Here is a 14,084-nt window from a genome sequence, read left to right on the forward strand (position 1 = left end):
GTCCTCAGGTCGCGCGGGTCAGGCGGACCTCAGGCTTCGGCGACCGGCCGGGCCGACGTCACCGGAGTAGGTGGTGCTCAGGCCGCCTGGAGGACGAACTGCACGTCGAGGTTGATGGTCACGTCGTTGCCGAGCGTGAAGCCACCGGCCTCGAGCGCCGCGTTCCAGTTCACGCCGAACTCGGTGCGGTCGATCTTGGTCGTCGCCTCGGCGCCGAGCTTGACCTGGCCGTAGCCGTCGGTGGTGACGCCGCCGAACTCGGTCTTCAGGGTGACGTTCTTGGTGACGCCGCGCAGCGAGAGCTCGCCGTCGATGAGCATGTCGTCGCCGTCCTCGCGGATGCCGGTCGAACGGAAGGTCATCTGCGGGTGCTCCTCGGCGAGGAAGAAGTCGCCGGTCGCGAGGTGCTGGTCGCGCTGCTGCTGGTTGGTGTTGACGCTCGCGACGTCGATCGAGGCCTCGAGGGTCGAGTCGAGCGGGTTCTCGGCGGTGACGAGCGTGGCGTCGAAGCGCTCGAACGAGCCCTTGACCTTGCTGATCGCGAGGTGGCGGACCGAGAAGGTGACCTCGGAGTGCGTCGGGTCGATCTTCCAGGTGCCGGTCTGGTAGCCGGGGATGGCGGAAGCGGTGAGCGTCATGGTGTGTCCTTCGAACGGTGTCTGCGGTCCCGAGCCGGCGCGGAGTTACTCCATGCACCTGCATCGACTTGAACTGTACGCCATTCTGCACCCGTTTGGTTGAAGCGTCAACCAATTGTTGGGGAACAGGTCGCATCGCGCTCACGGGTACCGTCACTGCCCCTCTCCGTGGTGCCCGAACCACTAGCGTCGACGGCATGGAATTCAGGTACCTGGGCAACTCCGGACTCAAGATCTCCGAGATCACCTACGGCAACTGGCTGACGCACGGCTCGCAGGTCGAGAACGACGTCGCGTCCCAGTGCGTGCGGGCAGCGCTCGACGCCGGCATCACCACCTTCGACACGGCCGACACCTACGCCAACACCGCCGCCGAGACGGTCCTCGGCGAAGCACTCAAGGGCGAGCGGCGGCAGTCGCTCGAGATCTTCACCAAGGTGTACTGGCCGACCGGCCCGAAGGGCCACAACGACACCGGGCTCAGCCGCAAGCACATCATGGAGTCGATCGACGGGTCGCTCGAGCGCCTCCAGACCGACTACGTCGACCTCTACCAGGCGCACCGCTACGACCACGAGACGCCGCTCGAGGAGACCATGCAGGCCTTCGCCGACGTCGTCCGACAGGGCAAGGCGCTGTACATCGGTGTCAGCGAGTGGAACGCCGAGCAGATCCGCGCCGGCGCCGCGCTCGCGAAGGAGCTCGGCTTCCAGCTCATCTCGAACCAGCCGCAGTACTCGATGCTGTGGCGGGTCATCGAGGGCGAGGTCGTCCCCGCCTCGAAGCAGCTCGGCCTCTCGCAGATCGTCTGGTCGCCCATCGCCCAGGGCGTGCTGACCGGCAAGTACAAGCCGGGCCAGCCGCTCCCGGAGGGCTCGCGCGCCACCGACGAGAAGGGCGGCGCCGACATGATCAAGCGGTTCATGCGCGACGAGGTCCTCGAAGCCGTCCAGCGTCTGCAGCCCGTCGCCGACGAGGCGGGCCTGACCCTCGCCCAGCTCGCGATCGCGTGGACCCTGCAGAACGAGAACGTCGCCTCGGCGATCGTCGGGGCCTCGCGTCCGGAGCAGGTCACCGACAACGTCAAGGCGTCCGGCGTGCGGCTCGATGCCGACGCGCTCGCCGCGATCGACGCGGCACTCGGGGACATCCCCGAGCGCGACGTCGCGAAGACGGTCTCGCCCGCCTCGCGCGTCGCCTGATCAGCGCGCCGACGGACTGACGGGAGGCACGGTGCGGGTTCCGCACCGTGCCTCCCGTCGTCCGTGCGGTCGCGTGGGCACCCAGGAACCGGTCAGCCCGCTCGGAGGGACCCTGTCCGGGTTCGAAGTGGTGTCGCGGCACCTTCGCACCGCGCGACCGATACCTTGGCCTGCGAGCAAGGAGCACCCCATGAACGAGTCACTGGTCATCATCCCGACGTACGACGAGGCGGAGAACATCCGTCCGATCGTGGCGCGCACCCTCGCTGCGACCGGCGAGTCGGTGCACGTGCTGGTCGTGGACGACAACTCGCCCGACGGCACCGGGGAGATCGCCGACCAGCTCGCGACCGAGACCGACCGGGTGCACGTGCTGCACCGCACCGTGAAGGACGGCCTGGGCGGGGCGTACCTCGCCGGGTTCGCCTGGGGGCTCGAGCACGGCTACGACACGCTCGTCGAGATGGACGCCGACGGCTCCCACCACCCCGAGTACCTGCCCTGGATGCTCGAACTCGCCGACACGAACGACCTCGTCCTCGGCTCCCGGTGGGTCAAGGGCGGGCAGGTCGAGAACTGGCCGTGGTACCGCGAGGCGCTCTCCCGCGGCGGGAACCTCTACACCCGGGTCGCGCTCGGGATCGCGGTCCGTGACGCCACGGGCGGGTTCCGGGTCTTCACCCGCAGCGCGTTGGAGCGGATCGAGCTGGACGGGATCGCGTCGAAGGGGTACTGCTTCCAGGTCGACCTGTGCTGGCGTGCCCTCGAGGCGGGGCTGCGGGTCGTGGAGACCCCGATCACGTTCACCGAACGCCAACACGGGGTGTCGAAGATGAGCGGCAACATCGTCCGCGAGTCCCTGACCCTGGTCACGAAGTGGGGCATCGACCGACGCCTCCGCGAGGTGCGGGCCCTCGTCCGCGACCACCGACGCCTGCCCTCCGTCCGCACCAACGCCCACGCGGTGTCCGGCCGCGCCGCCTGACGTCCTGGCGCACGGCACACGACGAGAGCCCCGTCGACCGCTCTCGCGGATCGGTCGACGGGGCTCTCACCGTGTCGGCGGTGGTCCGCTCAGCGCACGACGACCACACCACGACCGGTGAACCGGACACACCCGCGCTCGACCGTGGCCTCGCCGAAGCGGTAGAGCTCCTCACCGGAGGCGGTGGGCACCGGCACCTCGGCGACGTCGTCGAGGAAGTTCACGACGACGTGCACGGGACCCGCGTCCGGACCGAGGAGCCCCCGCGACAGCACGAGCCAGCGGCGGTCCTCACTGAACCGGACGGCGTTCGCCTCGTAGCGGTGGTCCACGAAGGCCTGCTCCGTGCGGCGCAGGGCGACGAGCACGCGGTAGGCGGTGAGGATCGTCGACTCGCGCTCCCCGGAGAGCGACGACCAGTCGAGCTTGGACCGACGGAAGGTCTCGGGGTCCTGCGGGTCCGGCACGACCGACTCGTCCCAGCCGTGCTCCGCGAACTCCTTGATGCGCCCCTCGGCCGTGACCTTCCCCAGCTCCGGCTCCGGGTGCGAGGTGAAGAACTGCCACGGGGTCGAGGCCGCGAACTCCTCACCCATGAACAGCATCGGCGTGAACGGTCCGAGCAGGGTCAGCGCCGCGGCGATGACGAGCTGCTCGTCGTCGAGGGTCGCCGCGAGGCGGTCACCGGCGGCGCGGTTCCCGATCTGGTCGTGGTTCTGGTTCGCGACGACGAGTGCCGTCGTCGGCGAGGTCCCGCGGTCGATCGGCCGCCCGTGCCGCTTCTTCCGGAACGACGACCAGGTGCCGTCGTGGAAGAACCCGTGCTCGAGCACCTTCGCGAGCGCGCCGAGCGGCGCGAAGTCCCCGTAGTAGCCGTTCGTCTCGCCGGTCAGCGCGACGTGCACGGCGTGGTGGAAGTCGTCGGACCACTGCCCGGCGAGCCCGTACCCGGCGGATTCCCGCGGACGGAACATGACCGGGTCGTTGAGGTCCGACTCCGCGATGAGCGACAGCGGCCGCCCGACGAACGCCGAGTACGCGTCGGTCTCGGAGGCCATGTCGGCGAGGATGTGCGGCCGGGTGGTGTCGCGGATCGCGTGCACGGCGTCGAGGCGGAGCCCGTCGACGTGGTGGTCGCGGAACCACATCCGCACGTTGTCGAGCACGTAGCGCCGCACCTCGGGGTGCTCCACGTTCACGGAGTCGCCCCACGTGTTGCCGAGGCCCTGCAGCAGGTACGGCCCGTACAACGGCAGGTAGTTGCCGCTCGGTCCGAGGTGGTTGTAGACGACGTCCTGGACGACGCCGAGCCCGAGCGCGTGCGCCCGGTCGACGAAGCGGTCGTACGCGTCCGGCCCGCCGTAGGAGTGCTGCACGGCGTACCAGGCGACGCCGTCGTAGCCCCAGTTCCACTCGCCGTTGAAGCCGTTGACCGGGAGGACCTCGACGAACGACACCCCGAGCTCGACGAGGTGCTCGAGCTGTGCGGCCGCGGCGTCGAGCGTGCCCTCGGGCGTGAAGGTGCCGACGTGCATCTCGTAGATCACCCCACCGCGGGCCGGGCGACCGGTCCAGGCGTCGTCGGTCCAGGCGAAGCGTCCGGGGTCGACGACCTCCGACAGGCCGTGCACCCCCTCGGGCTGGAACCGGCTCCGGGGGTCGGGGCAGACCGCGTCGTCGTCGTCGATGCGGAAGCCGTAGCGGGCGCCGACGTGGGGGAGCACCGCGTCGGTGGTCCACCAGTCGTCTGCGCCGCGGGTCAGCGGGTACTCGACGTCGTCGACGACGAGCCGGACCCGGTCGGGGTCCGGCGCCCAGACGGCGTAACGGGCGGGGACGGTCATGCGTGGCCTTCCAGGATCTCGACCTCGGCCTGCGCCTCGGACTCGGGTTCGTCGTCGATCGTGCTCGACGGGTGGGCGGTGTCGCCGTCCGACGCGGCAACGGCAGCGGCCGCGCCGGCGGACTCGCGCTCCGTGCCGTCGGCGACGGCGGCGGGCACGAGGAGGGCGACGGGGAGGTCGGCGAGCACCTCGGCGAGGGGGATGCCCCGGGATGCCGGGACGCGCCTCCCGGTCAGCAGGTCCACACGCTCGACGGGAGTCGCGTGCACCAGGGTGTCGCCCCAGCCACCGACGCGCTCCAGGCCGATCGGCAGGCGCGTCGCGATGGTCACGGCGCCGCCGCGGTCGAACGCGACCACGTGGTCTGCGGCGACGCCGCTGGTCTCGAGCCCGAGGTACCGGGTGAAGAGCTCGGGGTGGTCTCGTCGCAGGCGCAGCGCGCGGCTCGTCACGAGCGTCTTCGCGGCGCCGTCGAGGCCGATCACGGGCAGGCGCTCGGGCCCGGACTCCTCCGGTCCGTCGAGGGTCGCGAGCACGTGGCGGCGTTCGGCGTAGTCGACCGGGCGGCGGTTGTCGGGGTCGACGAGGGAGCGGTCCCACGTCTCGGTGCCCTGGTAGACGTCCGGCACACCGGGGGCGGTGAGCTGCACGAGCTTGGCGCCGAGGCCGTTCGACCAGCCGGCCTGGTCGATCCGCTCGTCCAGCGCGTCGAGGACGGCGACCACGGCCGGGTCGTCGAACGCCGCGTCGACGAGCGCGTGCATCCGACGCTCGAAGTCCTCGTCCGGTTCCGTCCACGTGGTGCTGTCGCCGGCCTCGCGCGATGCCTTCTCGGCGTACGCGTGCAGGCGCTCCCGGCTGGCGGGCCGCGCCCCGACGATCGCCTGCCACAGCAGGTCGGCGAGCACGCCGTCCTCGAGCGGTGCGAGCGACCGCAGCCGGTCGAGGGTCGACGACCACTCGTCCGCGATCTCGGCGAGCACGGCGATGCGGGCGCGGGTGTCCTCGCTCCGCTTGGTGTCGTGGGTGGTCAGCGTCGTCATCGTGTGCGGCCAGCTGCCGAGGCGGTCGCGCTGTGCCTGGTGGAATCCCGCGACCGACACGGCGAACACGCTCGGGTCGCCGCCGACCTCGCTCAGGCTCGTCAGGCGGGAGGTCCGGTAGAACGCGGTGTCCTCGACGCCCTTCGCCATCACCATGCCGGAGGTCTGCTGCAGGCGCACCGCGGCGGCGGACTCCGGGTCGATGAGCGTCGGCGCGATCCGGTCGATGACGTCGTCGAGGTCGGGACGTGCCTCGGCAGCGCGTTCGAGCGCGGCGATGAGGTGGTGCCCGCCCTCGGGCAGGTACGTCCGGTACACGTCGAAGGACGCGATGAGCTCGGCGAGGGCGTCGACGACGCGGTCCTCGGGGATGCCTTCCGTCGTCGGTGCGAGCAGTCGCGCGAGGCGCCGGACCTCGCTCCCGAGGATGCCGTCGGCGATGCCGCGTCGGGTGTCGTGCGTGAGCTGCTGCCAGTCGGCCGGTTCGGCTCCCGACGCCGCGGTCAGGGCCTCGCGGCCGGCGGGGTCCACGAACACGCGGTCCACCACACCGAGGGCGTCGTACCCCGTCGTGCCGTCGACCGGCCAGGACGCCGGCAGCTCCTCGCCCGGCTCGAGGATCTTCTCGACGAGCGTGTAGGCGCCGCCGGTCAGCTCGGCGAGGTCGTCGAGGTACCCGGCCGGGTCGTACAGGCCGTCGGGGTGGTCGATGCGCAGACCGTCCACGAGGCCGTCCCGGAACCACCCGCCGATCACACCGTGCGAGGCGGCGAAGACCTCGGGCTCCTCGACCCGGATCGCCGCCAGGGTGTTCACCGCGAAGAACCGCCGGTAGTTCAGTTCGTGGTCGGCGCGCTTCCAGTGCACGAACTCGTAGTGCTGCCGGTCGTGCACGTCCGCGACGGAGTCGCCCTCGTGCACCGTGTCCGGAGCGGTCGGGTACGCGGTCTCGCCGACGTGGAGCCGGCCGTCGCGGAGCTCGACGGCGTCGAGCAGGCGGTCGTCGAGCACCGGGATGCGGATGCGACCGTCGGCGGCCGCCCAGTCGACGTCGAACGCCCACGCGACCGGTGAGCCCTGGCCGTGCTCGAGCAGCGACCACCACCACGGGTTCACCGACGGCGTGGCGACCCCGACGTGGTTCGGGACGACGTCGACGAGCACACCGAGCCCCGCCGCGTGCGCGGCCTCGGCCAGCGCCCGGAAGGCCTCGTCGCCGCCGCGCTCGGTGTCGACGTGTGTGTGGTCCACGACGTCGTAGCCGTGCTGCGAACCGGGTTCTGCCTGCAGCACGGGCGACAGGTACAGCCAGTCGGCGCCGAGGTCGCGCACGTAGTCGACGACTTCCCGCGCCTGCGACAGGTCGAAGTCGGGGGTGATCTGGAGTCGGTAGGTGGAGGTGGGGACGCGCCTGGCGCTCATCGGGTTCCTTCGTCGGACGGCGCGGGGGCTCCGGCCGGGTTCTTCGGGGTGCTCGGCTCGGTGGAGGTCGCGTCCACGGGGGTGGTCCGGACCTCGTGGTCGGGTTCCTCTCGGAGGACGATCATCGACCGTGCGGGTACGTCGAGCACGGAACCGGCGTCGAGGACCTCCTCGCGAGCGCCCGGGTCGGCCGTGTCGATGCGGACCGTCCAGCCCGGCGCGTACTCCTCCGGCGGCAGGGTGAAGGTGACGACACCGTCGTGCGCGTTGAAGTAGGTGATGAACGCGACGTCGCTCACCCGCTCACCGCGGGCGTCACGGCCGCGGATGCCGTCGCCGTTGAGGTACATGCCGACGCTCTTGCCGAAGCCCGAGTCCCAGTCCTCCGGGTCCATCGCCTCGCCGGAAGGAGTGAGCCAGACCACGTCGGGGAGCGGTTCGCCCTCGCCCCGGCGGACCGGACGCCCGTTGAAGTAGCGCGTCCGCCGGAACGTCGGGTGGTCGTGCCGCAGCTTCACGACGTCCGCCGTGAACTGCACGAGGTCGTCGTCGGCGTGCTCCCAGTCGATCCAGCTGATCGCGGAGTCCTGTGCGTACACGTTGTTGTTCCCGGACTGCGTGCGCCCGAGTTCGTCGCCGTGCGCGATCATCGGCACGCCCTGGCTGAGCAGCAGCGTCGCGAGGAAGTTCCGCCGACGCTGGAGTCGCAGCGCGGTGATCTCCGGGTCGTCGGTCGGGCCCTCGACACCGGAGTTCCACGACCGGTTGTGGCTCTCGCCGTCGTTGTTGTCCTCGCCGTTGGCCTCGTTGTGCTTCTCGTTGTAGGCGACGAGGTCGTACAGCGTGAATCCGTCGTGCGCGGTGATGAAGTTGATGCTCGCCTTCGGCGTCCGGCCGTCGTGCTCGTAGAGGTCGGCCGAACCGGAGATGCGCGACGCGAACTCGCCGAGGGTCGAGGGCTCCCCGCGCCAGAAGTCCCGGACGGTGTCGCGGTACTTGCCGTTCCACTCCGACCACTGCGGCGGGAAGTTGCCGACCTGGTAACCGCCGGGCCCGACGTCCCACGGCTCGGCGATGAGCTTCACCTGGGACACGATCGGGTCCTGCTGGACCAGTTCGAAGAACGCCGCGAGCCGGTCGACCTCGTAGAACTCCCGCGCCAGGGCGGCCGCGAGGTCGAAGCGGAACCCGTCGACGTGCATCTCGGTCACCCAGTACCGCAGGGAGTCCATGATGAGCTGCAGCGAGTGCGGGTGCCCGACGTTGAGCGAGTTGCCCGTGCCGGTGGTGTCCATGTAGTACCGCTTGTCGTCCTCGACCAGGCGGTAGTACGCGGCGTTGTCGATCCCGCGGAAGGACAGCGTCGGGCCGAGGTGGTTGCCCTCCGCCGTGTGGTTGTACACGACGTCGAGGACGACCTCGATGCCCGCACGGTGCAGCTCGCGCACCATCGCCTTGAACTCCTGCACCTGCTGCCCGCGGTCCCCGGCGGACGAGTAGTGCGAGTGCGGGGCGAAGAAGCCGATGGTGTTGTACCCCCAGTAGTTCGACAGCCCCTTCTCCTGCAGGGTCGAGTCGTTCACGAACTGGTGCACCGGCATGAGCTCGAGTGTCGTGACGCCGAGTCGCTGGAGGTGCGCGATGACCGCCGGGTGCGCGACGCCCGCGTAGGTGCCGCGCTGCTCCTCCGGCACGTCCGGGTGTGTCTCGGTGAGCCCCTTGACGTGCGCCTCGTAGATCACCGTCTCGCCGTAGGGGATCCGCGGGGGCCGGTCGCCCTGCCAGTCGAAGAAGGGGTTGATCACGACGCCCTTCATCATGTGCGGCGCCGAGTCCTGGTCGTCCGTGGAGTCCGGGTCGCCGAACGTGTACGAGAACAGCGCCTGGTCCCAGTCGATGTCGCCGCTCGTCGCCTTCGCGTACGGGTCGAGCAGGAGCTTGTTCGGGTTCGTCCGCAGGCCGTTCGCCGGGTCGTAGGGTCCGTGCACGCGGAAGCCGTACTCCTGCCCCGGTCCGATGTTCGGCAGGTACGCGTGCCACACGTAGGCGTCCACCTCGACGAGGTCGACGCACTCCTCGGTGCCGTCCTCGTCGAACAGGCAGAGCTCCACGCGGTCCGCGGTCTCACTGAACAGGGCGAAGTTCGTGCCGCTGCCGTCGTAGGTCGCGCCGAGCGGGTACGGATTGCCGGGCCAGGTGTGCAAGCGGTCCTCCAGGTGTGGGTGGCGCCAACATATCGGCGCCACCCGTCCGCGTCCGCAGACAAGCCCCAGTCGTGGACGGACAGCCCGTGCTCACCCACCTGTGGAGGGAGCTCCGAGTAGCCTCGCGCGCATGGCCAACATCGTGACGCAGATCGCAGACAAGGTGCGCCCCGTCGGGGTCGGCACGAACTACGGGGAGCCGGTCGAGGTCGGCGACCAGACGCTCATCCCGGTCTCCATCGCCTGGTTCGGCTTCGGCGGCGGCGGGGACGACGAGAACGGCGGCGGCGGTGGTGGCGGCGGCACCTCGATCCCGGTCGGCGCGTACGTTCGTCGTCCCGGCAAGGACCTCGAGTTCGAACCGAACCTCATCTCGCTGCTCGCGGTGAGCATCCCGGTGATCTGGGTGACCGGCACGGTGCTCCGGAAGCTGGTGCGGGTCCTCAAGAAGTAGCGGACGACGGCCTGGAGGCACGTGGCGGCGCCGCCACGTGGCTCCAGGCCGTCCCGCGCGCACCGCGCGCAACGTGGCTCGCCCGAGCAGTACACTGCTGGCACACACACGGGAGTCCGGTCACCGGGCTGAGAGGGAGCGAATGGCGCTCCGACCGTCGAACCTGATCCGGATCATGCCGGCGCAGGGAGGAGTCACCACCATGCCTTCGCGCATCCAGTCCACCGTCCCCACGACCGATCGGACGGCCCCGGCCCCGCGGCGCTCGCTGCGCTGGCGGGTCGTCGACATCGTCGTCGCCAGCGTCCTCGCCGTCGCGATCGGTGTCGTCTTCAAGGTCTGGGAGTTCCCGTACGAGCCGCTCAGCGCGGCGACGGCGCTCCTCCTGCCGGGCACCCAGGCGCTGTTCGGCGGCGTGTGGCTGCTCGCCGGCCCGGTCGTCGCGATCGTCGTCCGGAAGCCCGGCGCCGCGCTCTACGGCGAGATCGTCGCCGCGTCCGTCGAGGCGCTCTTCGGCACGCAGTGGGGCTGGGGGACGCTCGAGGCCGGACTCGTGCAGGGCCTCGGCGCCGAGCTCGTCCTCGCGCTCTTCCTGTACCGCGTCTACCGCCTGCCGGTCGTCGCGCTCGCCGGAGCCGCCGCCGGCCTCGCCCTCGGCATCAACGACTCGATCCTCTGGTACCCCGGCTACGCGATCGGGTTCAAGGTGGTCTACATCGTCTGCGCCGTCATCTCCGGCGCGGTGATCGCCGGGGTCGGCTCGTGGTTCCTGGTCCGGGCCCTCGCACGCACCGGGGTGCTGTCGTCCTTCGCCGCCGGTCGCGAGCACAGCAGCCGGCGCTCCGTCCGGTGACCACCGGCGCCCGGATCGCGTTCGACGGCTGGGGGTGGCGGTACCCGGAGCGTCCCGGGTGGGCGGTCCGCGGCGTCGACCTCGTCGTCGAGCCCGGCGAGCGGGTCGCGATCGTCGGCCCGTCCGGCGCGGGCAAGTCCACGCTGCTCCGTGCCGTCGCCGCCGTGCTGCCGGACGAGCCCGATGCAATCGACGCCACCGCCGCCGAGGTCGAGGGCGCGGTGCTCGTCGACGGCACCGAGCCCCGCAACGCCCGCGGCCGCGTCGGTCTGGTGATGCAGGACCCGGAGGCACACACGGTGATGTCGCGCATCGGCGACGACGTGGCGTTCGGGTGCGAGAACGCCGGGGTCCCGCGAGCGGAGACCTGGGAGCGTGTCCGGACCGCCCTCGAGGTGGTCGGCCTCGACCTGCCGCTCGACCGCAGCACCGCGCAGCTGTCCGGCGGGCAGCGGCAGCGACTCGCGCTCGCCGGGGTGCTCGCCATGCAGCCCGGGGCACTCGTGCTCGACGAGCCCTGCGCCAACCTCGACCCGTCCGGCGTCGACCAGGTCCACGACGCCGTCCGGTCCCTGCTCGACGCCACCGGGGCGACCCTCCTCGTCGTCGAGCACCGCATCGGCACGTGGCTCGACCTCGTCGACCGGCTCGTGCTCCTCGAACCCGGCGGCGGGGTGGTCGCGGACGGCGAGCCCGAGACGGTGCTCACGACGCACGGTCCCGCGCTGACGGCCGCCGGGGTCTGGGTACCCGGCACCGAGCCCGGCCGGGGGAGCGCTCGGCAGTGCCGACCTGGTCGCTCCACGGAGCTCCTGCGCGCCTCACGGCTCGGCACGGCCCGCGGCCGGCGAGAGCCCGTGGGGAAGGGCATCGACCTGACCGTCCGGTCCGCGGACGTCACCGCCGTCACCGGTCCCAACGGCGTCGGCAAGTCGACGCTCGGCCTGACGCTCGCCGGGCTGCTCCGACCCGCGGACGGCACGCTGACCGCGGCGCCCGAGCTCGCAGCCGGGAGCGGCACGGCACCGCACGCGTGGTCGAGCCGAGCGCTCGCCGCACGCATCGGCACGGTCTTCCAGGACCCCGAGCACCAGTTCGTCGCGCGGACCGTGCGTGAGGAGGTCGCCGCCGGACCCCGTGCCCTCGGGCAGGTCGGCGCCGACGAACGGGTCGCGGAGCTCCTCGAGGAGTTCGGCCTCGCCCACCTCGCGGACGCCAACCCGTTCACCCTGTCCGGTGGCGAGCAACGGCGGCTCGCGATCGCTGCGGTCGTCGCGAGCCGTCCGCCGGTGATCGTCCTCGACGAGCCGACGTCGGGCCAGGACCGCGCCACCTGGGAGTCGGTCGTGCGGTACCTCGGTGCCCTGGCCGACGCGGGCACCGCGGTCGTCGCCGTGACGCACGACCGCGACCTCGTCCGGGCGCTCGACGCCGAGGAGGTGGTGCTCGCTCCCGACGGCGTGACCCGCCCGCGGGACGCGCGCAGGGACGTCGCGACGGACGTGCCGGCGACGCCGTCGGCCGCGCGCGCCGACGCCGTGGCGGCGCCGGGAGTACCGGCGGCTCCGGGAGTCCCGACGGCTCCGGGGGTGCAGCGGTGACCGCCCCGTCGAGCGCTCCTGCGCGCCGGACGTCCCCTGTGCCTCCCGGCCGGCCCCTGCCGCCACCCGCCGCCCGCGGGATCCGCGGCGTCCAGCCCGTCGCCTCGCTCCTGGGGGTCCTCGGCCTGGGGGTGTTCCTCGTCCTCAGCCTCGACGTGGTCTCCGCGGCCGTCGCCCTCGGGCTCGAGCTCGCGCTCCTGCCGCTGCTCCGCATCCCCCCGCGGACCCTGCTGCTCCGCACCTCGCCCGTGCTCCTCGCGGTCCCGCTCACCGCGCTCAGCATCGCGCTGTACGGCCGGCCCTCCGGACGGGAGTGGTTCGACCTCGGCTTCGCGCACGTCACGGACGGCTCCCTGACGCTCGCGCTCGCCACCGCGCTCCGGGTGCTCGCGATCGGGCTGCCCGGGGTCGTGCTGTTCGTCCGCGCCGACCCGACCGACCTCGCGGACGGTCTCGCGCAGGTGCTCCGGCTGCCGGCGCGGTTCGTGCTCGGTGCGCTCGCGGCCGTCCGGATGATCACCCTGCTCGGCGACGACTGGCGTCAGCTCGCCATGGCCCGCCGGGCACGAGGCCTCGCCGACACCGGACGGGTCCGCCGCGCAGCGTCGATGGCGTTCGCGTTGCTCGTGCTCGCACTCCGCCGCGGGACCACCCTCGCGGTCGCCATGGAGTCCCGGGGGTTCGGAGCGCCCGGACGTCGGACCTGGGCGCGGCCGGCGCGCTTCTCGGGTCCGGAGTGGGGAATGGTCGCGGTGCTCGTCGGGATCGGCGTGGTCGCCACCGCGGTCGCGGTCGCGGCGGGGACCTGGCGTGCCTGACGACGGGGCCGGCGCCGATGGCAGGGTCGTGTCGGTCGCGGCCCTCGCCCGATCGCTCGCGACACGCGTCCGGCACGCGACCGCGGCGGGCGCTCGCATCGTGGTGCTGCTCGACGGGCGCTCGGGGACCGGCAAGACGACCCTCGGGGACGCCCTCGCCGAGGAGCTCGACGCCCAGCTCGTGCACCTCGACGACGTCTACCCGGGATGGGACGGGCTCCGCGCCGCGGCGGACGCCGTCGTCACCGACGTGCTCGGTCCGCCCTCGGGACATCGTCGATGGGACTGGGATGCCTCGGCACCCGCGGGCTGGACGGCCGTCGACCCGGACCTGCCGCTCGTCGTCGAGGGGTGCGGGGCCCTGTCGCGAGCCTCGGCACCGCTCGCGGGCCTGCGGGTGTGGCTCGAGGCCGACGACGACGAACGGTGGCGACGGGCGATCGGTCGCGACGGCGACGTGTTCGCCCGGGAGTGGGACCGGTGGGCGGCGCAGGAACGGGCGTTCATCGCTGCCGAGGACCCGGTGCGCCTGGCCGATGTCGTCATCCGGACCTGAACCGCGAGTCGCTGCCGACCGTGCGCGCTCGTCGCGGCGTGCGTGGTGGCGTCGCTGCGTGCGTGGTCGCGTCTCGTGGTCACGCCCAGCCGAGTTCGTGCAGACGCTCGTCGTCGATGCCGTAGTAGTGGCCGATCTCGTGCACGAGGGTCGTGTGCACCTCGTCGCGCAGCTCCGCTTCGGTGTCGCACTCCGCCAGGTGCGCTTCCCGGAACACGACGATGCGGTCCGGGAGCTCGCCGAACCCGTACTGGCCGCGCTCGGTGGCAGCGACGCCGTCGTACACGCCGAAGAGGTCGGAGCCGTCCTCGGGAGCGTCCTCGACCACGAACGCGACGTTGTCGAGGCCGTCGAGCATGTCGTCCGGCAGCCGGTCGAGCTCGTCGGTGACGAGCCGCTCGAAGTCGTCGGGGGACATCTCCATCACCCGTCGATCGTCGCACACCGGCGGTCAGGCGGTGGCT

The 14,084-nt window shown here is 71.9% G+C and carries 12 protein-coding genes and 1 riboswitch; of the genes, 7 read left to right on the top strand and 5 right to left on the bottom strand.

The features are described 5' to 3' along the window. Positions 1 to 77: 77 nt before the first annotated feature. Positions 78 to 638, bottom strand: coding sequence for a YceI family protein (locus tag ABC270_RS06725; RefSeq protein ID WP_058726641.1), 561 nt, complete (start codon positions 636 to 638; stop codon positions 78 to 80). 197 nt (positions 639 to 835) lie between these two features. On the opposite strand from ABC270_RS06725, the gene ABC270_RS06730 reads away from it, so the two are divergent. Continuing rightward, the gene (locus ABC270_RS06730) at positions 836 to 1,840 is read left to right on the top strand and encodes an aldo/keto reductase family protein (RefSeq protein ID WP_412880072.1); all 1,005 of its coding nucleotides are present in this window, start codon (positions 836 to 838) and stop codon (positions 1,838 to 1,840) included. A gap of 190 nt (positions 1,841 to 2,030) precedes the next feature. Next, complete coding sequence (locus ABC270_RS06735) at positions 2,031 to 2,825, top strand: polyprenol monophosphomannose synthase (protein WP_412880073.1); 795 nt, start codon at positions 2,031 to 2,033, stop codon at positions 2,823 to 2,825. 89 nt (positions 2,826 to 2,914) lie between these two features. On the opposite strand, the gene treZ is transcribed toward ABC270_RS06735, so the two are convergent. Genes treZ through glgX form a run of 3 tightly spaced genes read right to left on the bottom strand, consistent with a single transcriptional unit; the run spans position 2,915 to position 9,338 of the window. Continuing rightward, a complete protein-coding gene (gene treZ / locus ABC270_RS06740) occupies positions 2,915 to 4,669 on the bottom strand; it encodes a malto-oligosyltrehalose trehalohydrolase (RefSeq protein ID WP_412880074.1) in 1,755 nt (584 codons plus the stop codon). After that, positions 4,666 to 7,134, bottom strand: a complete 2,469-nt coding sequence (gene treY / locus ABC270_RS06745; RefSeq protein ID WP_412880075.1) for a malto-oligosyltrehalose synthase — start codon at positions 7,132 to 7,134, stop codon at positions 4,666 to 4,668. Before treY ends, treZ begins: the two co-directional genes overlap by 4 nt. Next, on the bottom strand, positions 7,131 to 9,338 hold the full coding sequence (gene glgX / locus ABC270_RS06750; protein WP_412880076.1) for a glycogen debranching protein GlgX: 2,208 nt from the start codon (positions 9,336 to 9,338) through the stop codon (positions 7,131 to 7,133). The genes treY and glgX overlap by 4 nt, the downstream gene beginning before the upstream one ends. A 130-nt stretch (positions 9,339 to 9,468) precedes the next feature. Between glgX and ABC270_RS06755 the strand changes: the two genes are divergently transcribed. The 5 genes from ABC270_RS06755 to ABC270_RS06775 all read left to right on the top strand — a co-directional run bounded on the left by ABC270_RS06755 (position 9,469) and on the right by ABC270_RS06775 (position 13,620). Continuing rightward, entirely contained in the window at positions 9,469 to 9,792 is a 324-nt protein-coding gene (locus ABC270_RS06755) for a hypothetical protein (RefSeq protein WP_058726789.1), read from the top strand. Positions 9,793 to 9,890: 98 nt separating this feature from the next. Further along, positions 9,891 to 10,000, top strand: a riboswitch (TPP riboswitch). Continuing rightward, positions 9,995 to 10,645, top strand: a complete 651-nt coding sequence (locus ABC270_RS06760) for an ECF transporter S component (RefSeq protein ID WP_412880077.1) — start codon at positions 9,995 to 9,997, stop codon at positions 10,643 to 10,645. It overlaps the preceding riboswitch by 6 nt. Further along, positions 10,642 to 12,246: an ABC transporter ATP-binding protein gene (locus ABC270_RS06765; protein ID WP_412880078.1), complete on the top strand. Its 1,605-nt coding sequence runs from the start codon at positions 10,642 to 10,644 to the stop codon at positions 12,244 to 12,246. The genes ABC270_RS06760 and ABC270_RS06765 overlap by 4 nt, the downstream gene beginning before the upstream one ends. A gap of 38 nt (positions 12,247 to 12,284) precedes the next feature. Beyond that, entirely contained in the window at positions 12,285 to 13,064 is a 780-nt protein-coding gene (locus tag ABC270_RS06770) for an energy-coupling factor transporter transmembrane component T family protein (RefSeq protein ID WP_412880079.1), read from the top strand. Next, positions 13,057 to 13,620, top strand: a complete 564-nt coding sequence (locus ABC270_RS06775) for a nucleoside/nucleotide kinase family protein (protein WP_412880080.1) — start codon at positions 13,057 to 13,059, stop codon at positions 13,618 to 13,620. Before ABC270_RS06770 ends, ABC270_RS06775 begins: the two co-directional genes overlap by 8 nt. 79 nt (positions 13,621 to 13,699) lie before the next feature. Here the strand turns inward: ABC270_RS06775 and ABC270_RS06780 are convergent, their stop codons facing one another. Next, the gene (locus tag ABC270_RS06780) at positions 13,700 to 14,044 is read right to left on the bottom strand and encodes a metallopeptidase family protein (protein WP_412880081.1); all 345 of its coding nucleotides are present in this window, start codon (positions 14,042 to 14,044) and stop codon (positions 13,700 to 13,702) included. Positions 14,045 to 14,084: the final 40 nt, after the last annotated feature.

This window comes from Curtobacterium phoenicis (assembly GCF_047238015.1).
Classification (GTDB): Bacteria; Actinomycetota; Actinomycetes; order Actinomycetales; family Microbacteriaceae; genus Curtobacterium.